We start from the raw sequence: 20,690 nt of genomic DNA on the forward strand, positions 1-20,690 counted from the left end.
CCTGAGCACTGTATCCACGCGCCTGTGACCGGAGAACAGCGTTTCCTACAGCTGTGGAACAACTTGTGATGTACAAGGTGCGTCAAATCAGGACAGGTTGAGCATTTCCCGGTCGCCTTCGCGCCCACCCCCGACCCTCCCCTCCCGGCGCTCACCAAGTCCGCGGCCTGAGCGCCAAGTTGGTCCGGACCTACCCCTTGACACCCTCAATTGGTCTGGACCACCTTGGGCGGACACACCGCAACGCCCCCACATCCCCAGCGGAGGCCCCCATGGAGCCCGTACGCAGACGGCCCGGCAGACGCACGCAGTTCTGGGCGGGAGCCGTCACCGCCGCGCTCGCCCTCTCGGTCACGGCCGTCGGTCAGGCGTCCGCCGCCGACGTCAACAACGCGAAGAACGCCGGCTTCGAGGCCGGACTGAGCGACTGGTCCTGTTCCGCGAACAGCGGCACGACGGTCTCCTCCCCGGTGCACGGCGGCTCGGCCGCGCTCAAGGCGACGCCGAACGGCCAGGACAACGCCCGCTGCTCCCAGACGGTGAAGGTCAAGCCCGGCTCGACGTACACCCTGGGCGCCTGGGTGCAGGGCGGGTACTCCTACCTGGGCGTCACGGGCACGGGCACGACGGACGTGTCCACCTGGACCCCCGACTCGGCTTCCTGGAAGCAGCTGTCGACCAGGTTCACCACGGGCTCCTCGACGACCTCGGTGACGGTGTACACCCACGGCTGGTACGGACAGGCGGCCTACCACGTCGACGACCTCTCGGTCTTCGGTCCGGACGGCGGCGGGGGCGGCGACGGCCCCGGACCCACCGTGCCGGGCGCCCCGGCGGGCCTGAACGTCACCGGTACCACCTCGTCGTCGGCGTCCCTGGCCTGGAACGCGGTCTCCGGCGCCACCGGCTACAGCATCTACCGCAACGGCACGAAGGTGACCGCGGTGACCGGCACCTCGGCGACGGTGACCGGCCTCGCGGCGGCCACCTCGTACTCCTTCCAGGTCACGGCGACGAACGCGGCGGGCGAGTCCGCGAGATCGGCGACCGTGACGGCCCGCACCACCGAGCAGGGCGGCGGCGGGGGCGGCGACCTGCCCAAGCACGCGGTGACCGGCTACTGGCAGAACTTCAACAACGGGGCGGCGGTCCAGCGGATCTCGGACGTCTCCTCCCAGTACGACATCATCGCGGTCTCCTTCGCGGACGCGACGACCACCCCGGGCGCGGTCACCTTCAACCTCGACTCGGCCGGGCTCGGCGGCTACACCGTCGACCAGTTCAAGGCCGACGTGCGGGCCAAGCAGGCCGCCGGGAAGAAGGTCATCATCTCGGTCGGCGGCGAGAAGGGCACCGTCTCGGTGAACGACTCCGCCTCCGCGACCAACTTCGCCGACTCGGTGTACGCCGTGATGCAGGAGTACGGCTTCGACGGCGTCGACATCGACCTGGAGAACGGCCTCAACCCGACCTACATGACGCAGGCCCTGCGTGCCCTGTCGGCGAAGGCCGGGCCGGACATGATCCTCACGATGGCGCCGCAGACCATCGACATGCAGTCCACGTCGGGCTCGTACTTCCGCACCGCGCTGAACGTGAAGGACATCCTCACGGTCGTCAACATGCAGTACTACAACAGCGGCTCCATGCTGGGCTGCGACGGCAAGGTCTACTCCCAGGGGACGGTCGACTTCCTCACCGCGCTGGCCTGCATCCAGCTGGAGAACGGCCTCGACGCCTCCCAGGTGGGCCTCGGCGTGCCGGCCTCCACCCGGGCGGCCGGCGGCGGCTACGTCGCACCGTCGGTGGTGAACGCCGCCCTGGACTGCCTCACCAAGGGCACCAACTGCGGCTCCTTCAAGCCGTCCAGGACCTACCCCGATCTGCGGGGCGCGATGACCTGGTCCACCAACTGGGACGCGACGGCGGGCAACGCCTGGTCCAACGCGGTGGGCGCCCACGTGCACGCGCTGCCGTAGGCCCCCTGGTGCGGTCCGGCCCCCGGCGCTCGGAGCGCCGGGGGCCTTTTCCGCACCGGCCCTCCGCCTCGGTCACTGCCGCGCTCAGGGAGGTCGCCCTCGGTCGGGGCGGGAGGCGCTGAGGTGGGCACCCCCGCCGACCGCCGGCATCGACGTCGGCGCCGGCGGTCGACGGGGCACGGTCACCCCCCGAAGGTCACCACCAGGCGGCCGTCCGCGGCGAAGGACCAGCGCGGGGCTCCGGCGTACGAGGAGCAGCGGGAGCCGTTCGAGCCGGACCAGAACTGGTTGGACGCGTCGGCGTTGCCGATGATCCGGTCGTTCGAGCCGCTGTCGCACGAGGTGTTGTTCCGGAACACGGAGTCGCCGTCGTCGAAGTTGAAGTTGCGTTCCTCGTTGCCGACGCTGACGTTGTCCGACACCTGCATGGTGCCCGGGTTGCTGTTGTAGGTGAACCCGTGCTTGCCGTTCCCGTAGGCGATGCTGCGCCGGACGACGTGGTCGACCTCGATGTCCTCGCCGCCGAGCTTGTAGCCGTTGCGGTCGCCGTTGCCCGCCTGGGAGCCGTCGCTGAGGGTGCCGTTCTCGAGGGCGAGGGAGTCCTCGATGGTCACCGCTCCGATCGCGCCGGTGTCGGACTTGGTGTAGAGGTCCCAGCCGTCGTCGATGTTGTTGTGGGCGACGGCGTAGCGGAAGACGTTGCCGGGGCCGGAGGTGAGCTTCGCGGCGAAGCCGTCGGCGTCCTCGCCGTCGGAGTCGGCGTTGTCGTGCGAGACCGCGCTCAGCACGAGGTTGTTCGACGGCCACTGGGCCTTGGGCGTGCTGGAGAGCATCCGGGACAGCTGCAGGCCGGTGTCCCGGTTGAAGCGGGTCACCGTGCGCTCGAAGATGTTGTTGCTGCCGCCGACGAAGATGCCGTTGTCGCCGGCGCGCTCGACGACGAGGCCCTTGACGTGCCAGTACGAGCCGTTCACCGCGAGGCCCCGGTTCGCCGGGTCCTCGCTCTGGGCGGAGAAGTTCAGCACCGGGGTCTCCCCCGGGTAGGCGGCGAGTGTCTTGCGGGCCGCGGAGGTGCCGTCGTTGCCCTGCGGGACGGTCACCGTCTGGGAGTAGCGGTAGGTGCCGCCCCTCAGGTAGATCGTGCCGCCGGGGGCGACACGGGTGAGCGCCGAGGTGAGCGTGGTCGGGTCGGACGCCGTGCCGGTGGCGCCGTCGGTGCCGTTGGGGGACACGTGGAGGGTGCCGGTGGTGGGGGGCGGGGTGGTGGTGCCGCCGTCCGTCTCCACCTCCACGTAGTCGATGTTGGGCAGGCCGGCCGAGGTGGTCGGGGTGAGGCGGACGGTGTTGCCGCCGGCCCTCAGGGGCACCTCGAACTCCCGGGTCGCCCAGGTGCTCCACGCGCCGGTGCCCTCGAAGGGCGCGGAGGCGACCGTCGTGCCGTTCACGACGATGTTCGCGGGGCGCTGCGTGCCGGTGCCGTTGGCGAAGCGCACCCGGAGGGTCGCCGTGCCCGCCGCGGGGGCGTCGACCGTGAACTGGGCGTGGGCTCCCGTCGCGTTGGTGCCGTTGCAGAACCCGCCGCCCGAGTAGCCGGACCAGTCGGAGTCGACGGTGCCCGTGCAGCTCGCCGGGGCGGATTCGGCCTCGTAGCGGGTGGTGGCGGCCTGCGCCGGGTTGCCGGACAGGGCGACGAGCGTTCCGGCCAGGAGGCCGGCACTGGCGATGACGGGTCTGCGAAGCATCGTGGGTCTCCGGATCGTCGATGAGCCATGAGTGGGCCGCGGAAAGGGAAAGCGCTTTCACGCAAGCTACGACCGTGTTGCGGACACGTCAACGGTTGGGTACGTGATTGCCGTTCATGGTCTTGAACATCGACGGGACGCGGTGGCCGCCATGCCGACGGCGGTGTCGTCGACATGGCGGCCGGATGGGAACGAGACCCCTAGAAGAACTCCGACCACGGCTGGTCCCAGACCTGCTTCACGCACAGCACCAGGAACAGCAGGCCGGCGACGGCCAGCATGCCGTTGCTCAGCCGGCCGTTGCGCCACTCGCGCGGTGTGCGACCGGAGTTGAGGAGCCACAGCAGGGTCAGGGCGAGGAAGGGCATGAAGGCGGCGCCCAGGACGCCGTAGATGATGATCAGGCGGAAGGGCTCGTCCTGGAAGAGCAGGACCATGGGCGGGAAGGTGAGCCAGAGCAGGTAGGCGCGGAAGGCCCAGGAGCGTTCGCGCCGCCCCGAGGCCAGTTCCTCGCCCCTCGCCTGACGCTCCCCCCGCTGCCGGGACAGGAAGTCGGCGAACATCAGGCTCACTCCGTGCCAGACGCCGATCAGCGAGGTGAAGGACGTGGCGAAGAAGCCGACCAGGAACAGCTTGCCGGTCGCCGTCCCGTACTCGTCCTCCAGGATGTCGCCCAGCTGGATCAGGCCCTTGTCCCCGCTCGCGATCGCGATGTTCGCCGAGTGGAGCAGCTCCGCGCCGACGAAGAGCATGGCGACGACGAAGATGCCGGTGGTGGCGTAGGCGACCCGGTTGTCCAGGCGCATGACCTTCATCCAGCCGGTGTCGGTCCAGCCCTTGGCGTTGACCCAGTAGCCGTACGCGGCGAGCGTGATGGTGCCGCCCACACCACCGATCAGGCCCAGGGTGTTGAGGACGGAGTCCTTCTCGTCCGGCAGGACGGGGAGGAGGCCGGCGAAGGCGTCGCCCAGGTTGGGCGTCACACGGATCGCGAGGTAGACCGTCACCACGAACATGACGCCCACCAGGACCGTCATGACCTTCTCGAAGACCGCGTACTTGTTGAACCAGACGAAGACCAGGCCGACCAGGCCGCACGCGATGCCCCACCACTCCAGGTCCATCACGTCCGGGAACAGCGCCTGCAGCGGCAGGGCGCTGGACGACATCGCCGCCGCGCCGTAGACGAAGCCCCAGATCACGGTGTAGACCCCGAAGAACCAGGTGGTCCAGCGGCCGAGGCTGGCCCAGCCGTCGAAGAGCGTGCGGCCGGTGGCCAGGTGCCACCGGCCGCAGGCCTCCGCGAGCGAGATCTTCACCAGGCAGCCGAGGACCGCGGCCCACAGCAGGGTGTAGCCGAAGTTGCTGCCCGCGATGAGCGTGGCGACGAGGTCGCCGGCGCCCACACCGGTCGCCGCCACGACGATGCCGGGGCCGATGTAGCGCCAACTGGACTTACGGGGAGCCGAGTCGGTGCCGCCCGGCCCGCCGGTGTCTGCGATGTTGCCCGTGGTGTCCGCCATGCGGGCCAACCAAGCCCATGACCGCCGGTGGGACAAGAGGGCGTGCGCGGATCTTCACCCGATGCGCTTACTCGTCGCCGTCGGCCTTGCCCTTGGCGCCGTTCTGCGCATCAGACTCCGCGCCGGCCTGGGCACCGGGCTTCTCGTCGTCCCGCGCGTCGGCCTGCGCGTCGTCCCGCGCGTCAGGCTCCGCGCCGGCCTGCGCGTCGGACGTCGCGTCGTCCTCGAAGTACGCGTCCAGGACCTCGTCCAGGGCGGACTCCCACTCGGGGAAGAGGCTCCTGGACTTCGCCTCGATCTCGATCGGGTACCAGCGGCGGTCGGGCGTGTGCACCGTCACCGTGAACCTCTTGCCGAAGCGTCCCGTCTCCGTCTCCACGGCGCCGACCTCGTCCCAGCGGAACTCGCAGCTCTGGTCGTCGAGGGACAGGCGTACGCCCCTGTGGTCGGCGACGATCCTGGCGCGGCGGTCGGACGCCTCGAAGACGGGGCCGTCGGGGACCTCCTCGTCCGGTTCGCCGGACTGCTCGGCGGACTCCCCGGCGGGCTCCGCGGCGGACGGGTCCCCGACCGGGGCCTCCGCCGCGTCGCGGACCTCCCCGGGCCCCGTCCCGGACTCCGCCTCCGGCTCGTCCGCTTTCGCGTCCTCCGGCTCGCGGGTCACGGGCGCGGTGAGCCCGGGGATGAAGGCCGGGTCGAATCCGGCGCCTTCCAGGGGCTGGCTCGTCGATCCTCTGCGCTGCTCCACAGCGGGCAGTATGGTCGACGATCCTGTGCCGGACACAGCCAGCCCCAACTTCGTTATCAGACGCCTACACGAGACGTCCGTCCGAGTGCCCGCGCGAGCGCCCGGGTGAGCGCCCGCACGGGACGCCTACACGAACAGGCTGAGCAGCGCCGCGACCACGAAGCCGGCCACCGACAGCACGCTCTCCAGCACGGTCCACGTCTTCAGGGTGTCCCGTTCGCTGATGCCGAAGTACTTCGCGACCATCCAGAACCCGCCGTCGTTGACGTGCGAGGCGAAGATGGAGCCCGCCGAGATGGCCATGATGACCAGGGCGACGAACGCCTGCGAGTGGTCCCCCTCGGCGAGCAGCGGCGCCACGATGCCCGCGGTCGTCACGATGGCGACCGTCGCCGAGCCCTGGGCGACCCGCAGGACCAGCGAGATCAGGTAGGCGAGGACGATCACCGGGAGGCCGACGTCGTTGAAGGTGTCCGAGAGTGCCTGGGCGACGCCGCTGGCCTTGAGGACGGCGCCGAAGATGCCGCCCGCGCCGACCACCAGCAGGATGTTGCCGACCGGCTTCAGCGAGGCCGTCGAGACGGTCTCCAGGGACTTGCGGGACCAGCCGCGCCGGATGCCGAGCAGGTAGTAGGCGAGGAACAGGGCGATGGTCAGCGCGACGAACGGGTTGCCGAAGAACTCGATCACCGAGCGGAGGGTGGACGGGTCCAGGGCGATGGAGGAGAAGGTCGCGGCGAGGATCAGGACCAGCGGGGTGCCGATGATGCCGAGGACCGTGCCGAGGGCGACCGGGCTCTCGTGCGGTGCGACGCCGGCCTTGGTCTGCTCGTCGATGACGGCCTGCTTGGCCTCCTCGGCCGCCTCGACCATGTCCTGCGGCACGGGCACGAAGATGCGGCGGCCGATCCAGGCGGAGAACACCCAGGCGGCGAGCACGGCCGGGATGCCGCAGACGACACCCATGAGGATCACCCAGCCGAGGTCCACGTGCAGCAGTCCGGCGGCGGCGACCGGGCCGGGGTGCGGCGGCAGGAAGGCGTGGGTCATCGACAGGCCGGCGAGCAGCGGCAGGCAGTAGAGCAGGATCGACTTGCCGGAGCGCTTGGCGGCGGCGTAGACGATCGGCGCGAGGACGAAGATGCCGACGTCGAAGAAGACCGGGATGCCGAAGATGAGGCCGGTCAGGCCCATGGCGAGCGGGGCGCGCTTCTCGCCGAAGAGGCCCAGCAGCCGGCCTGCCAGCACCTGGGCGCCGCCGCTGACCTCCAGGATGGCGCCGAGCATGGTGCCCAGGCCGATGATGATGGCGACGTGGCCGAGGATGCCGCCCATGCCGGACTCGATGGTGGAGACGGCGTCGGACTTCTGGACGGTGCCGAAGAGTTCGGTGACCGACAGGCCGGCGAGCAGGCCGACGGCTATGGAGACGGCGAGCAGCGCGACGAAGGGCTGGAGCCGCACCTTGATGATGAGGAAGAGCAGGAGCGCGATGCCGATCGCGGCGACGGTCAGCAGGCCCGCCGTGCCGTCGATCAGGTGGAGCAGGCCACCGGTGTGCGGTGGGGTCTGAGCGGGGGCGGAAGCGGCGAGCTGGAGGGACGGGTAGGACATACGGGGGTCCTCTGGGTAAACACATACTGCTTTCGGGCAGGGCGGGGCGCGGCACGGCGCCCCCGGAGGGGGTGGGGGCACCGTGCCGTGCGACAGACAGGCAGACGGAACGGAAGGGCGACCGGGGAAGGGTCAGCCCAGGACGGCCAGCGCGTCGATCTCGATGAGGAGGCCGGCGGGCAGACCGACGTACACGGTCGTGCGCGCGGCGGGGGCCTGGGTGAGGCCCTGCTCCTCGAAGTAGGCGTTGTAGATCTCGTTCATCTCGGCGAAGTGGTCCACGTCCGTGAGGTAGACGCGGATCATCATCACGTCGTCCCAGGAGGCGCCGCCCTCCTCCAGGATCGCCTTGACGTTGGCGAGGGTCTGGAGGGTCTGCTCGCGCAGGGTCGGGCCGGCCGGGGTGGGGGCCTTGCCCTCCTCGTGGGGGAGGAAGCCGACCTGGCCGGCGACCTGGAGGATGTTGCCCTTCTTCACGCCGTGGGAGAACTTCGCCGGCGGGACGGTGTGGGTCGCGGGCGTGAGGGCGGTCTTGTCGGTCATACCGTGTCCTTCTCGGGGTGGTGCTCGGGGTGCTGCACGGGGGTCCTGCCGGAGTACTCGCCGCTGATCGCGTCCGCCGTACGGCGCACCAGCGGGAGCAGGGTGAGGAGTTCGTCGGCCGTGACGACGACGTTCGGCGCGGAGACCGACATCGCGGCGACCACCCGGCCGTCGGCGCCCCGGATGGGCGCGGCGACGCAGTTGATGGACTCCTCGTGGCCACCGAGGTCGGTGGCCCAGCCCTGTTCGCGCACCTTGGCCAGCTCCTTGACGAAACTGTCGGCGTTCGGCGTCGAACGGGCCGTGTACAGGGGGTAGTCGAGCTTCTCCGCGAGGGCGCGGCGCTCGTTCTCGGGGAGGTCGGCCAGCAGCAGTTTCGCCACGGCGGCGACGGTGATGGCGACGGGCTTGCCGATCCGCGAGTACATGCGGACCGGGTAACGGCTCTCCACCTTGTCGATGTAGAGGACCTCGTTCTCCTCGTAGACGGCGAGGTGGACGGTGTGTCCGCAGCTCTCGTTGAGGCGTACGAGGTGGGGGTGGGCGATCTCGCGGACGTCGAGGTTCTCCATCGCCTCCTGGGCGAGGGCGATCAGCCGGGCGCCCAGGCGGTAGCGCTGGTCGGACTGGCGGTAGACGAAGCCGTGTTCGTGGAGGGTGCGCAGCAGGCGCAGCGCCGTGGACTTGTGGACGCCGAGGCGGTCGGCGACCCGGCCCAGGTCGGCGGGGCCCTCGGCGAGCAGCGGCAGGATGCTCAGCGCGCGGTCGACGGTCTGGCTCATGGTGTGCGTACCTCCTCCTCGGCCCTCTCGGCGGCCTGTGTCCAGCCGGGGCCGAGTCGCAGTCTCCCCCACGCGGCGTCGTCGAGGGCGGCCAGGCGGTCGGCGTGGTCGCGGGCCGGGGGGACGGCGAGGTCGCCGGGGACGGTGAGGGCTGCGGCGGCCATCAGGTGGCCGTGGCGCAGGCGCTCGCGCACGGGCAGTCCGCGCAGGGTGGCGGAGAGGAACCCGGCGGCGAAGGCGTCGCCCGCGCCGACGGCGGCGACGACGTCGACGGTGAGGGCGGGGACCGAGGTGACCTCGGTGCCGTGGAAGGCGGTGGCGCCGGTCGCGCCCTGCTTGACGACGAGCAGTTCGGGTTCGGGCAGTGCGGCGCGCACGGCCTCGGGGTCGCTGAGGCCCCAGGCCTCGTCGTCGCCGACGAACACGAGGTCGGCGCCGCGGGCCAGCTCCAGCAGCACCCGGGAGCCGTCGCTCCCCCCGCGCCACAGCCCGGGGCGGTGGTTGACGTCGAAGGAGACCAGGGGCCGGCCGGGGCGGCGGGCGGTCAGCTCGCGCATCAGGCCGAGGCAGTCGGCGGAGAGGGCGGGCGTGATGCCGGAGAGGTGCAGGACGCGTCCGGCGCGGATCGCGTCGAGGTCCATGTTCCGCACCGACATCGCGGAGGCCGCCGAGCCCGCCCGGTAGTACGCCACCTCGTGGGCGTCGGTGGCCCGGTCCCCGGCGGTGCGGAAGTACACGCCGGTCGGGCGGTCGGGGTCGCGGCGCACGGCGGAGACGTCGACGCCGTAGGCGCCGATCGCCTCGACGAGGTGGTCGCCGAAGCCGTCGGCGCCGGCCCGGCCGACCCAGCGCGCGGAGTGCCCGGCGGCGGCCAGGACGCAGGCCACGTTGGACTCGGCGCCGCCGATGCCCCGGTCGAAGGAGGGGACGTCGGCGAGCCGCCCGGGACGGGAGGGGAGGAAGGTGACCATGGACTCGCCGAGCGCGACGACGTCCACGACGCCGGGGGCGGTGCTGGTGGGTCCGGTGGCGGTCACGATGGTGAGGGCTCCCTTGCGGCTCTTCGCGGGCCTCGGCGGATCCGTTGACCCCGCGTTGGCCGAGATGTTAGACAGCAGTAAGCGACATACGCAATGCCCGTTGCACACAATGCAACGTGCGGGCGTACCCCGACGCTCCCTGACGCTCCCCGACGCTTCACCTGCCGCGGCACCTGACGCGACACCGCACCTCATGGAGGCTCCATGGCCCTCGACACCGGCACCGAAGCCCTCGCCCGTCTGGCCGAGGAGCCCGTCGACCACCGCTTCAAGGGCCTGCCGCCGGACGCCGACGGCCTGACCGTCGCCGAGCTGGCCGGTCAGCGCCGCAACCTCTTCACCGGCGGCTTCACCACGCCGGTGCTGGCCCTGTCCGCCGAGCGCCTGGAGCACAACCTCGCGCTGATGGAGACCTACGCGGCCCGGCACGGCCTCGCCTTCGCGCCGCACGGCAAGACCTCCATGGCCCCGCAGCTCTTCCACCGCCAGATCGAGCGCGGTGCCTGGGGCATCACCCTGGCGGTGCCGCACCAGGTGCGGGTCGCGCGGGCCTTCGGCGTCCGGCGGATCTTCCTCGCCAACGAGCTGCTCGACGCCGCCGCGCTGCGCCGGCTCGCCGCGGAGCTGGACGCCGACCCGGACTTCCGCTTCGTCTGCTACGTCGACTCCGTGCGCGGCGTCGCGCTGATGGACGCGGCGCTGACCGAGGCGGGCGCCGGCCGCCCGGTGGACGTCGTAGTCGAGCTGGCCGCCGGTGAGGGCGCCCGCACCGGGGTGCGCACGGAGGCGGAGTGCGCCGCCGTCGCCGACGCGGTGGCCGGGACGCGGACGCTGCGGCTGGCCGGGGTCGCCGGGTACGAGGGCGAGGTGCCGGACGCCGACCCGGAGAAGGTGCGCGCGTGGCTGCGGCGGCTGGTCGCGCTGACCGTGGAGTTCGACGGGGCCGGGCGCTTCGCCGGGTTGGAGGAGATCGTGCTGAGCGCGGGCGGCAGCGCCTGGTTCGACGCGGTCGCCGACGTCTTCGCCGAGGTCCCGGACCTCTCCCTGCCCGTGCTGAAGCTGCTGCGCTCGGGCGCGTACGTCTCGCACGACGACGGGCACTACCGCGAGGTGACGCCCTTCAACCGCGTCCCCGCCGAGGGCGCCCTCGAGCCGGCCTTCCGGCTGTGGACCCAGGTGGTCTCCCGCCCCTCCGCCGAGCAGGCCTTCGCCAACGCCGGCAAGCGGGACGCGGCCTACGACCTCGACCTGCCCTTCCCCCAGGCGGTCCGCCCGGCCGACGGGGGGCCGGAGCGCCCGGCCACCGGCATCACGGTGACCGGCCTGTCCGACCAGCACGCCTGGCTGCGCACCGCCCCGGAGGCCGAGCTGGAGGTCGGCGACTGGGTGGGGCTCGGCCTGTCCCACCCGTGCACGTCCTTCGACAAGTGGCAGCTGATCCCGGTCGCGGAAGCGGACGGGACGGTCGTCGACTACATCCGTACGTTCTTCTAGGAGGTCTGCCATGGAAGAGCTGGTCATCCGGGACGCGGACGTCGTCGACGGCTCCGGCGCCGACTCCTACCGCGCCGACGTCGTGGTCGACGGCGGCCGGATCGTGTCGATCGTCAAGGAGGCGGCGGCCGCGGGCTGCCAGCGCCCGAGCGCCCGCCGGGAACTGGACGCCGAGGGCCTGGTCCTCTCCCCCGGTTTCATCGACATGCACGCCCACAGCGACCTGGCGCTGCTGCGGGACCCCGACCACAGCGCCAAGGCCGCGCAGGGCGTCACGCTGGAGGTCATCGGCCAGGACGGGCTGTCGTACGCCCCGGTCGACGACCGCACCCTCGCCGAGGTGCGCCGCGCGATCGCCGGGTGGAACGGCCCCGGCGACGACATCGACTTCGACTGGCGCTCGGTCGGCGAGTACCTGGACCGGCTCGACCGGGGCATCGCCGTCAACGCCGCCTACCTGATCCCGCAGGGCACGGTCCGCGCCCTCGCCGTCGGCTGGGACGACCGGGAGGCGACCGGGGCCGAGCTGGAGCACATGCGGCGGCTGGTCGCCGAGGGCATGGAGCAGGGCGCGGTCGGCATGTCGTCCGGCCTGACGTACACGCCGGGCATGTACGCCAAGGACGCGGAGCTGACCGAGCTGTGCCGGGTGGTGGCGTCGTACGGCGGCTACTACTGCCCGCACCACCGCTCGTACGGGGCCGGGGCGCTCCAGGCGTACGAGGAGATGGTCGAGCTGACCCGGGACGCGGGCTGCCCGCTGCACCTGGCGCACGCCACCATGAACTTCGGCGTCAACAAGGGCAAGGCCCCCGAACTGCTGACGCTGCTCGACGACGCGCTGGCCTCGGGGGCCGACATCACCCTCGACACGTACCCGTACACCCCCGGCTGCACCACCCTCGTCGCGATGCTCCCGAGCTGGGCGAGCGAGGGCGGCCCGGAGCAGATCATGAAGCGGCTGGCGGACGACGACACCGCCGAACGCATCCGGCACCACATCGAGGAGATCGGCTCCGACGGCTGCCACGGCGTGCGCATGGAGTGGGACACGATCGAGATCTCCGGCACGGGCGACCCCGCGCTCGGGGAGTACGTCGGCCGTACGGTCCTGGAGTCGGCCCGGCGGCGCGGCGAGACCCCGTGGACGGTCGCCCGGAACCTCCTGCTCGCCGACCGGCTGGCGCCGACCATCCTCCAGCACGTCGGCCACGAGGAGAACGTGCGCGCGATCATGCGGCACCGCGTGCACACCGGCGGCTCGGACGGCATCCTCCAGGGCACCAAGCCGCACCCGCGCGCCTACGGCACCTTCCCGCACTACCTCGGCCACTACGTGCGCGAGCTGGGCGTGCTCTCCCTCCAGGAGTGCGTGGCCCATCTCACCTCGCGCCCGGCGGCCCGGCTGCGGCTGCCCGACCGCGGGCTGGTCCGCGAGGGCTACCGGGCCGACCTGGTCCTCTTCGACCCGGCGACGGTCGCGGCCGGCAGCACGTACGAGAACCCGCGCGTGCTGCCGACGGGCATCCCGCACGTGCTGGTCGACGGGCGGTTCGTGATGCGGGACGGGCGGCGCACGGACGTGCTGGCGGGGCGCTCGGTGCGGCGCACCCCCCGGTAGCCCTCCCGGGTGGATTTCCCCGAGCCGCCTCCGCGGCGGCTCGGGGAAATCCACCCAAACCACACGTCTCACGTGGCGGAAGACACGGCCCACCGCACGGCGTCGGGTCGTAAGCTCACGGACATGCAGGTGATCCAGTCGACCAAGCTCGCCAACGTCTGTTACGAGATCCGGGGCCCGGTGCTCGAGGAGGCGATGCGGCTGGAAGCGGCCGGACACCGCATCCTCAAGCTGAACACCGGCAACCCGGCCGCCTTCGGCTTCGAGTGCCCGCCGGAGATTTTGGAGGACATCCTCCGCAACGTGTCGACGGCCCACGGCTACGGCGACGCGAAGGGCCTGCTGGCGGCGCGCCGGGCCGTCGTCATGCACAACCAGACCCTCGGCATCGAGACGGACGTCGAGCACGTCTTCATCGGCAACGGCGTCTCCGAGCTGATCGTGATGGCGATGCAGGGCCTGCTGGACGACGGGGACGAGGTCCTCGTCCCGGCGCCCGACTACCCCCTGTGGACGGCCGCTGTCTCCCTGTCCGGCGGCACGGCGGTGCACTACCGCTGCGACGAGCAGTCCGACTGGATGCCGGACCTGGCCGACGTCGAGCGGAAGATCACCGACCGCACCAAGGCGCTCGTGATCATCAACCCGAACAACCCGACGGGCGCGGTCTACGACGAGGCGATGCTGCGCGGGCTGACCGACATCGCCCGCCGGCACAACCTGCTGATCTGCTCCGACGAGATCTACGACAAGATCCTGTACGACGAGGCCACGCACACCCCGACCGCCGCGATCGCCCCGGACCTGCTCACGCTCACCTTCAACGGCATGTCGAAGGCGTACCGGGTGGCCGGCTACCGGGTCGGGTGGATGTCGATCTCGGGGCCGCGCGCGCACGCCGAGTCCTACATCGAGGGCCTGACGGTCCTGGCGAACATGCGGCTGTGCGCCAACATGCCGGGGCAGCACGGCGTGGTCGCGGCGCTCAGCGGGCGGCAGACCATCAACGAGCTGGTGCTCCCGGGCGGGCGGCTGCGGGAGCAGCGGGACGCCGCCCACGAGGCGCTGACCAGCATCCCGGGGGTGACCTGCGTGAAGCCCAAGGGCGCGCTGTACCTCTTCCCGCGGCTGGACCCCAAGGTCTTCAAGATCAAGGACGACCGGCGGATGGTCCTCGACCTGCTGCGCCAGGAGAAGATCATGGTCGTCCAGGGCACCGGCTTCAACTGGCCCGAGCCCGACCACTTCCGGGTGGTGACCCTGCCGACCGCCGGTGACCTGCGCGAGGCGGTCGGCCGGATCGGGAACTTCCTGGACGGTTACGGCCAACCCTGAGGTCGAACCGAGCCAGTCTCCGATCCTTCTCAACTTTAGATTGAATCCAATGTAGGATGGTTTCCTGAAGCATTCAGGAGGCCGTCCCATGTACGAACCGATCCGCACCAGGTCCGTCCACACCACGACGGGCGGCAGCACCTCGGACTTCCCCCACCGGTCCCGTGAGGAGGAGCTGGACATCCAGCTCGCGGGCCATCTCGCGGCGCTGCTCACCGCCACGGACGAGCTGCGCGCGCTGGCCCCCTCCCCCGACCTGGACACCGCCGCCGACCGGCTCGCCGAGCAGGTGGCGCGGCTGCGGGGAGGCCGGGCGGCGCTCCGCGCGCCGCTGACCGCCGCGCACCCCGAGCCGCACCTGGCGGCCCTGCACCGGCGGGCGCACACCCTGGCGAGCCGCGCCCTGGTGGTGGCGGCCTCCAACGCCGACACGGCGGTCGCGATCCTGACCGCCGAGCGCATGGACGCGCACGCCGCGGCCCTGGAGCCGCGCGAGCTGGCGTCCCGCTGAGCCCTCCGGGCTCCCCCGTACGGCCCCGGTCCGCGCGCACCCGCAGCGACGCGCGGACCGGGCGCCACTCACCCCACTCCGCGGGCGGTGGCACCGAGGGCAGCGCCCCCGGTGCCCCGCCCGCGGGTGCGTGATCAGCGGGTGACGCGGACCGTCGCCGACGCGGTCGACCCCTCGTGCAGGTCGTCGCCGGGCCAGCTGACCGTGTAGGTCGTGTTGCGGCGGGCGCGCGGCAGGTCGTCGACGGTGAAGGTGCCGTCGGCGGCGACCGTCACCGACGAGAGGGTCCCGGTGCCGAGCCGGTCGGTGCGCTCCACCTTCAGCACCGCCCGCTCGGGCAGCGCCTTCCCCTGCGCGGTGAAGGTGCCGGTGATGTGGACGCCGGTGCTCATCGCCGCCTCGGCCGGGGCGGTGAGGGCGATCGAGGTGGCCGCCCTGCCCACGGACACCGTGTGGGTGACGTCGGTGGCCGGGCGGTGGGTGAGGTCGCCGAGGAACGACACGGTGTACGTGGCCTCGCCGACCAGTTCCGGCTCGTCGAGCACGCTGAAGGTGCCGTCCGCCTTGACGGTCGCCGTGCCGAGCCGGTGCGTGCCGCCCGCGTCGGTGCGGGTCGCCGTCACCCTCAGCGGCTCGACGGGAGCCGGTCCGTCCAGCTCCAGCCGGCCGCGCACGGCCAGGGCCTCACCCGCGACCGCCTGGGCGGGGCTGTGCGTCAGCCCGCCCGTGAAGCGGGTGTCGTACTGGACGGCCGGCGGCTGGACGACGTGCAGCCAGTACTGGCCTCCGGTGGCGTTGGTGGTCACCGCGAACAGCCGGGAGCCGTCGGCGGACCACTCCAGTCCGCGCGGCGCGACCCGGTCGCCGTCGAGGCTGCCCTCGAAGGCGAACTCCAGCGCGGGCGTCCCGTCGGCCGGGTCGGCGGGCGAGAGCAGCAGGTCGGGCGTCGCACCGGTGGCCGAGGCGCCGCGCGCGAGGTACTTGCCGTCCCCGCTGAAGGCGACGGCGGAGGAGACGGCACCCTCCGGCAGCGCCGGGTAGCCGCTCGCCGCGTCGGAGAGGTCGGCGGTGTCCAGCAGCCGGGTACCGGCGGCCGCGTCGGCCACGGCGACCCGGGTGCCGTCCGCGGAGAAGGCCATGTCCTTGAGGTTCGCCGCGCCCTTGCCCTCGGCGTCGGCGAAGCGGCGCTCGGCCGTGCGCACCGGGGTCGCCCCGCTCGCGTCGAACACCGCGAGGAAGGGGTTGGGAGCCTTGGCGTTGGCCGGCTGCCCCAACATCAGCCGGTCGCCGGGTCCCGCCTCCAGCTGGAGCTTGCCGTTGTCCTGCCAGCCGCTGCGCTGCCAGGTGTTGTCGGCCTGGTTGTAGTCCAGGTACGTCAGCGTCGTCTCGCAGTCGGAGATGCTGTTGGCGTACGGCGTGGTGTGGTAGGCCCTGCCGCCCGCGAAGGCCATGCTGCGGCCGCAGGTGTCGGTGCCCGCCACCGCGGAGCTGACCGGCAGGTAGGTGCTGGTGTCGTACCGCAGGATTCCGTCCCGGCCGCCGACGTGCAGCACGCTGCCGTCGGCGTTGAGCGCGAGGCCGGAGACGTGGCGCGGGGTGGTGATGGTGGTGACGCGCTCGCCGGAGAAGTCGTAGACGGCGACGAGGCCCCTGTTGTCGTAGTAGCCCAGGTTGCTGTCGGCGACGTACACCCGCTGGTGCGCGGAGTCGACGGTCAGCGCCGAGAACGAGGAGATCGGCAGCTTGGCCACGACGTCGGAGGCCGCCGCGTGCGCGGCGGGTGCGGCGGCGACGGTCAGCCCGCCGGCGGCGAGCGCGGCGGTGAGCAGCGTGGCCGCGAGACGTGCGGTGCGTCCGGTACCTCGGAACGTGTTCAACTGTGCCCCCCACAGGCTGTGTCGGCGACCCGACGGACAACGGCACCCCCTCCCCCGCGGGGCGGGGAACAGCCGTTCGGGTCGTGCAAGATCGGGAGCGTACACCGGCCCGCCCGGCGGCACGGCGTGGTTTCCGCGGCGTGGCGCAAGAGGAACGGCGCGTTCTGCCCGGTGGGGTCGCGGGCGGGACATGCCGAAGGGCCGGGTCCTCCGCACGCCGTTGTGCGGTGACCCGGCCCGAGCGGGAACCTCCCGCGCTCCGGGGTACTGCGAGCTACTGGAGCGCGGGGAGCCCCCCTCGTGACCGGCCTTCGTGACGACTTCGCGGGTCAGGGCTAGTCGGACCGGCCACGGAGTCTGGCGGTGTGCGGACTCAGCCCAGGCGCCGCACCAGCGCCCGGTACTGGTCCCACAGCTCGGTGGGCGTGTGGTCGCCGAAGGTGTTCAGGTGCTCGGGGACGAGCGCCGCCTCCTCGCGCCACACCTCCTTGTCGACGCTGAGCAGGAAGTCCAGGTCGGCGTCGGCGAGGTCGAGGCCGTCGGTGTCGAGGGACTCCTTGGTCGGCAGCACGCCGATCGGGGTCTCGACGCCGTCCGCCCTGCCCTCCAGGCGCTCCACGATCCACTTCAGGACGCGGCCGTTCTCACCGAAGCCCGGCCAGACGAAGCGGCCCTCGTCGTCCTTGCGGAACCAGTTGACGTAGTAGATCTTGGGCAGCTTGGACTGGTCCTTGTCCTTGGCCACGTCGACCCAGTGCCCCATGTAGTCGCCCATGTTGTAGCCGCAGAACGGCAGCATGGCGAAGGGGTCGCGGCGCAGCTCGCCGACCTTGCCCTCGGCGGCGGCGGTCTTCTCGGAGGCCACGTTGGCGCCGAGGAAGACGCCGTGGTTCCAGTCGAAGGACTCGGTGACCAGCGGTACGGCGGTGGCGCGGCGCCCGCCGAAGAGGATCGCCGAGATCGGCACGCCCTTCGGGTCCTCCCACTCCGGCGCGATGATCGGGCACTGCGCGGCGGGGGTGGTGAAGCGGGCGTTGGGGTGTGCGGCCGGGGTGCCCGACTCGGGCGTCCAGTCGTTGCCCTTCCAGTCGGTGAGGTGGGCGGGCGTCTCCTCGGTCATCCCCTCCCACCACACGTCGCCGTCGTCGGTGAGGGCGACGTTGGTGAAGACCGAGTTGCCCCACAGGGTCTTCATCGCGTTGGCGTTGGTGTGCTCGCCGGTGCCGGGCGCGACGCCGAAGAAGCCGGCCTCGGGGTTGATGGCGTACAGGCGGCCGTCCTCGCCGAAGCGCATCCAGGCGATGTCGTCGCCGATGGTCTCGACCGTCCAGCCGGAGATCGTGGGCTCCAGCATGGCGAGGTTGGTCTTGCCGCAGGCCGACGGGAAGGCGGCGGCCACGTACTTGGGCGCGCCGGTGGGCGGGGTCAGCTTCAGCACGAGCATGTGCTCGGCGAGCCACCCCTCGTCGCGGGCCATGACGGAGGCGATGCGCAGGGCGTAGCACTTCTTGCCGAGCAGGGCGTTGCCGCCGTAGCCGGAGCCGTAGGACCAGATCTCGCGGTCCTCGGGGAAGTGCGAGATGTACTTGGTGCTGTTGCACGGCCACGGCACGTCCGTCTCGCCCGCCGCGAGGGGGGCGCCGAGGGTGTGCACGGCCTTGACGAAGAAGCCCTGGTCGCCGAGTTCGTCCAGGACCGGCTGTCCCATGCGGGTCATGGTGCGCATGGAGACGGCGACGTACGCGGAGTCGGTGATCTCGACGCCGAGCGCGGAGAGCGGGGAGCCGAGCGGGCCCATGCAGAAGGGCACGACGTACATGGTCCGCCCGCGCATGGAGCCGCGGAACAGACCGCCCTCACCGCCCGTGCCCCGGAAGATCTCCCGCATCTCGGCGGGGTCCTTCCAGTGGTTGGTCGGGCCGGCGTCCTCCTCCTTGGCGGAGCAGATGAAGGTCCGGTCCTCGACGCGCGCGACATCGGAGGGGTCGGAGGCCGCGTAGTAGGAGTTGGGGCGCTTGACGGGGTCGAGTTTGCGGAAGGTGCCCTTCGCCACGAGCTCCTCGCACAGGCGCTCGTACTCGGCCTCGGATCCGTCACACCAGACCACTTCGTCCGGCTGGGTCAGTTCGGCGATCTCGTTCACCCACGAGATCAGCTCCTGATGGTCGGTGGGGACGGGGGGAGCAGCGATGTCGCGCGCCACGATTGCTCCTAAATGAGGGGTTTTTTGTTGGGAGGCCCCGTGGGGGCTGCGACCCGGATGCGTGACGTCGTCCTCCTGGGCGCTCATCCGGTGTCGACCGCACTCATTTGATCATCCGACGAGAGCGCCCATCTGTCCAGAGGGCGTCACACCTGAGCGGCGTGAGGATCGCCACGTCCGGAAGACCGGGATGCGGGACGGGACCCCCCGTGAGATGCTGGCCACTCCCTGTCGGCAACCGCCCGTACTGATGCGTAACCTACGGTCCCGTAGGTACGATGAGTGCATGACTGCGTCCGCCTCCGACGCGCCCAGGGACACGCAGGCCGCAGGCCACGGCCCGGTGGCGCTCTCCTTGCCGCACCCCGTCAAGCCGAAGCTGCGCGGCTGGCTGCATCTCGGCATGTTTCCGGCCGTGCTCATCGCCGGCCTGGTGCTCACCGCCCTCGCCGAGTCGTCCGAGGCCCGCATCGCCTGCGGGATCTACGTCGTGACGGCCTGTCTGCTGTTCGGCGTCAGCGCGCTCTACCACCGGGGCGACTGGAGCCCGCGCATGGACGGCATCCTGCGCCGCCTCGACCACGCCAACATCTTCCTGATCATCGCCGGCACCTACACCCCGCTCACGATGCTGCTGCTGCCCGAGGCCACGGGCCAGTGGCTGCTGTGGGGCATCTGGGCCGCCGCCGTGGCCGGCATCCTCTTCCGCGTCTTCTGGGTCGGCGCCCCGCGCTGGCTCTACACGCCCTGCTACCTCGCCATGGGCTGGGCCGCCGTCTTCTACCTCCCCGAGTTCATGCGGGCGGGCGGCATCGCGGTGCTGGTCCTGGTGATCGTGGGCGGCCTCCTCTACAGCGCGGGCGGCGTGATCTACGGCCTCAAGCGGCCCAACCCCTCACCCCGCTGGTTCGGCTTCCACGAGGTCTTCCACTCCTTCACCCTGGCCGCCTTCATCGCGCACTACGTGGGAATCTCGCTCATCGCCTACTAGACGGGCCGCTCCCCGGGACGGTGTGGCCGACAATGACCCCATGACGGCCGCACCATCCCCCCGTTCCCGCGCCGACGGCCCCCGGCCGGGCCTGCGGGAGCGCAAGAAGACCAGGACCCGCCAGGCGATCCGCGCCGCGGCCTACGGGCTGATCCAGGAGCAGGGCTACGACGCGACGACGATCGAACAGATCGCCGACCGGGCCGAGGTGTCGCCGTCGACCGTCTTCCGCTACTTCCCGGTCAAGGAGGACATCGTCCTCACCGACGCGTACGACCCGGTGATGGCGGCGGAGCTGGCCGCCCGGCCCGCCGACGAGCCGTGGCCGACCGCCCTGCGGCACGCCCTGCGCAAGGCCGTGGAACGCGGCGTCGGCGAGGAGGCCGAGCTGACCCGGCTGCGGACCCGGCTGCTGGCCGAAGTGCCCGCCGTGCGCTCGCGGATGCTGGAGAGCATGTCGGTCACGGCACGGCTGCTCGGCCGCGCCCTCGCCGACCGCACCGGTCTCGACCCGGAGGGGCTGGAGGTGCGGGTCCTGTCGATGTCCCTGGCCGGCGGCCTCATGGAGGTCACCCGGTACTGGGCCGAGCACGGCCACGAGGAAGACCTGGCCGGCCTGGTGGAGCGTGCCCTGGACGTCCTGGAGCACGGCCTGCCCGCCTCCGGAGAAAGCTGAGGCCACAGCCT

Annotated in this window: 16 protein-coding genes; 7 read left to right on the forward strand and 9 right to left on the reverse strand. The window is 71.6% G+C overall.

The annotated features are described in order from the left end of the window. Window positions 1-272 precede the first annotated feature (272 nt). On the forward strand, window positions 273-1,979 hold the full coding sequence (locus tag ACZ6EG_RS17755; RefSeq protein WP_469605465.1) for a chitinase: 1,707 nt from the start codon (window positions 273-275) through the stop codon (window positions 1,977-1,979). 182 nt (window positions 1,980-2,161) lie between these two features. Here ACZ6EG_RS17755 and ACZ6EG_RS17760 read toward each other — a convergent pair whose 3' ends face one another. From ACZ6EG_RS17760 to ACZ6EG_RS17790, 7 genes are all read right to left on the reverse strand, one after another. Beyond that, complete coding sequence (locus ACZ6EG_RS17760) at window positions 2,162-3,721, reverse strand: carbohydrate-binding protein (protein ID WP_469605468.1); 1,560 nt, start codon at window positions 3,719-3,721, stop codon at window positions 2,162-2,164. A gap of 200 nt (window positions 3,722-3,921) precedes the next feature. After that, window positions 3,922-5,244 (reverse strand): Nramp family divalent metal transporter, encoded by a 1,323-nt coding sequence (locus ACZ6EG_RS17765; protein ID WP_391969754.1) that lies wholly within the window; start codon window positions 5,242-5,244, stop codon window positions 3,922-3,924. A 67-nt stretch (window positions 5,245-5,311) separates the two neighbouring features. Further along, the gene (locus ACZ6EG_RS17770) at window positions 5,312-5,992 is read right to left on the reverse strand and encodes a hypothetical protein (protein WP_391969755.1); all 681 of its coding nucleotides are present in this window, start codon (window positions 5,990-5,992) and stop codon (window positions 5,312-5,314) included. A gap of 126 nt (window positions 5,993-6,118) precedes the next feature. After that, window positions 6,119-7,606, reverse strand: a complete 1,488-nt coding sequence (locus ACZ6EG_RS17775; protein ID WP_391969756.1) for a GntP family permease — start codon at window positions 7,604-7,606, stop codon at window positions 6,119-6,121. A gap of 132 nt (window positions 7,607-7,738) precedes the next feature. Further along, a complete protein-coding gene (locus ACZ6EG_RS17780; RefSeq protein WP_053136351.1) occupies window positions 7,739-8,149 on the reverse strand; it encodes a RidA family protein in 411 nt (136 codons plus the stop codon). After that, on the reverse strand, window positions 8,146-8,931 hold the full coding sequence (locus tag ACZ6EG_RS17785; RefSeq protein ID WP_356604082.1) for an IclR family transcriptional regulator: 786 nt from the start codon (window positions 8,929-8,931) through the stop codon (window positions 8,146-8,148). The genes ACZ6EG_RS17780 and ACZ6EG_RS17785 overlap by 4 nt, the downstream gene beginning before the upstream one ends. After that, on the reverse strand, window positions 8,928-9,968 hold the full coding sequence (locus ACZ6EG_RS17790; RefSeq protein ID WP_469605474.1) for a sugar kinase: 1,041 nt from the start codon (window positions 9,966-9,968) through the stop codon (window positions 8,928-8,930). Before ACZ6EG_RS17790 ends, ACZ6EG_RS17785 begins: the two co-directional genes overlap by 4 nt. 207 nt (window positions 9,969-10,175) lie before the next feature. Here ACZ6EG_RS17790 and ACZ6EG_RS17795 point away from each other — a divergent pair, with 207 nt between their 5' ends. From ACZ6EG_RS17795 to ACZ6EG_RS17810, 4 genes are all read left to right on the forward strand, one after another. Beyond that, on the forward strand, window positions 10,176-11,465 hold the full coding sequence (locus tag ACZ6EG_RS17795) for an amino acid deaminase (protein WP_469605477.1): 1,290 nt from the start codon (window positions 10,176-10,178) through the stop codon (window positions 11,463-11,465). Window positions 11,466-11,475: 10 nt separating this feature from the next. Beyond that, window positions 11,476-13,086 (forward strand): N-acyl-D-amino-acid deacylase family protein, encoded by a 1,611-nt coding sequence (locus tag ACZ6EG_RS17800; protein ID WP_391969759.1) that lies wholly within the window; start codon window positions 11,476-11,478, stop codon window positions 13,084-13,086. A gap of 123 nt (window positions 13,087-13,209) precedes the next feature. After that, complete coding sequence (locus ACZ6EG_RS17805; RefSeq protein WP_053136336.1) at window positions 13,210-14,421, forward strand: pyridoxal phosphate-dependent aminotransferase; 1,212 nt, start codon at window positions 13,210-13,212, stop codon at window positions 14,419-14,421. Window positions 14,422-14,509: 88 nt separating this feature from the next. Continuing rightward, complete coding sequence (locus tag ACZ6EG_RS17810; protein WP_356604073.1) at window positions 14,510-14,932, forward strand: SCO4983 family protein; 423 nt, start codon at window positions 14,510-14,512, stop codon at window positions 14,930-14,932. A 134-nt stretch (window positions 14,933-15,066) separates the two neighbouring features. Here ACZ6EG_RS17810 and ACZ6EG_RS17815 read toward each other — a convergent pair whose 3' ends face one another. After that, window positions 15,067-16,809: an Ig-like domain repeat protein gene (locus tag ACZ6EG_RS17815; protein ID WP_469605482.1), complete on the reverse strand. Its 1,743-nt coding sequence runs from the start codon at window positions 16,807-16,809 to the stop codon at window positions 15,067-15,069. A 373-nt stretch (window positions 16,810-17,182) separates the two neighbouring features. After that, complete coding sequence (locus ACZ6EG_RS17820; protein WP_391969761.1) at window positions 17,183-19,012, reverse strand: phosphoenolpyruvate carboxykinase (GTP); 1,830 nt, start codon at window positions 19,010-19,012, stop codon at window positions 17,183-17,185. Between the two features lie 286 nt (window positions 19,013-19,298). Between ACZ6EG_RS17820 and trhA the strand changes: the two genes are divergently transcribed. Together trhA and ACZ6EG_RS17830 are read left to right on the forward strand one after the other, a co-directional pair. Further along, window positions 19,299-20,003, forward strand: coding sequence for a PAQR family membrane homeostasis protein TrhA (gene trhA / locus ACZ6EG_RS17825; RefSeq protein WP_391969762.1), 705 nt, complete (start codon window positions 19,299-19,301; stop codon window positions 20,001-20,003). A gap of 40 nt (window positions 20,004-20,043) precedes the next feature. Continuing rightward, window positions 20,044-20,679: a TetR/AcrR family transcriptional regulator gene (locus tag ACZ6EG_RS17830; RefSeq protein WP_391969763.1), complete on the forward strand. Its 636-nt coding sequence runs from the start codon at window positions 20,044-20,046 to the stop codon at window positions 20,677-20,679. Window positions 20,680-20,690 lie beyond the last annotated feature (11 nt).

This window comes from Streptomyces sp. NPDC041968, assembly GCF_055589025.1.

Excerpts from the sequence above, each read along its gene's own strand:
- ACZ6EG_RS17755 (WP_469605465.1), top strand. The coding sequence starts at position 273 with ATGGAGCCCGTACGCAGACGGCCCGGCAGACGCACGCAGTTCTGGGCG.
- ACZ6EG_RS17760 (WP_469605468.1), bottom strand. The coding sequence starts at position 3,721 with ATGCTTCGCAGACCCGTCATCGCCAGTGCCGGCCTCCTGGCCGGAACG.
- ACZ6EG_RS17765 (WP_391969754.1), bottom strand. The coding sequence starts at position 5,244 with ATGGCGGACACCACGGGCAACATCGCAGACACCGGCGGGCCGGGCGGC.
- ACZ6EG_RS17775 (WP_391969756.1), bottom strand. The coding sequence starts at position 7,606 with ATGTCCTACCCGTCCCTCCAGCTCGCCGCTTCCGCCCCCGCTCAGACC.
- ACZ6EG_RS17780 (WP_053136351.1), bottom strand. The coding sequence starts at position 8,149 with ATGACCGACAAGACCGCCCTCACGCCCGCGACCCACACCGTCCCGCCG.
- ACZ6EG_RS17785 (WP_356604082.1), bottom strand. The coding sequence starts at position 8,931 with ATGAGCCAGACCGTCGACCGCGCGCTGAGCATCCTGCCGCTGCTCGCC.
- ACZ6EG_RS17795 (WP_469605477.1), top strand. The coding sequence starts at position 10,176 with ATGGCCCTCGACACCGGCACCGAAGCCCTCGCCCGTCTGGCCGAGGAG.
- ACZ6EG_RS17800 (WP_391969759.1), top strand. The coding sequence starts at position 11,476 with ATGGAAGAGCTGGTCATCCGGGACGCGGACGTCGTCGACGGCTCCGGC.
- ACZ6EG_RS17805 (WP_053136336.1), top strand. The coding sequence starts at position 13,210 with ATGCAGGTGATCCAGTCGACCAAGCTCGCCAACGTCTGTTACGAGATC.
- ACZ6EG_RS17810 (WP_356604073.1), top strand. The coding sequence starts at position 14,510 with ATGTACGAACCGATCCGCACCAGGTCCGTCCACACCACGACGGGCGGC.
- trhA (WP_391969762.1), top strand. The coding sequence starts at position 19,299 with ATGACTGCGTCCGCCTCCGACGCGCCCAGGGACACGCAGGCCGCAGGC.
- ACZ6EG_RS17830 (WP_391969763.1), top strand. The coding sequence starts at position 20,044 with ATGACGGCCGCACCATCCCCCCGTTCCCGCGCCGACGGCCCCCGGCCG.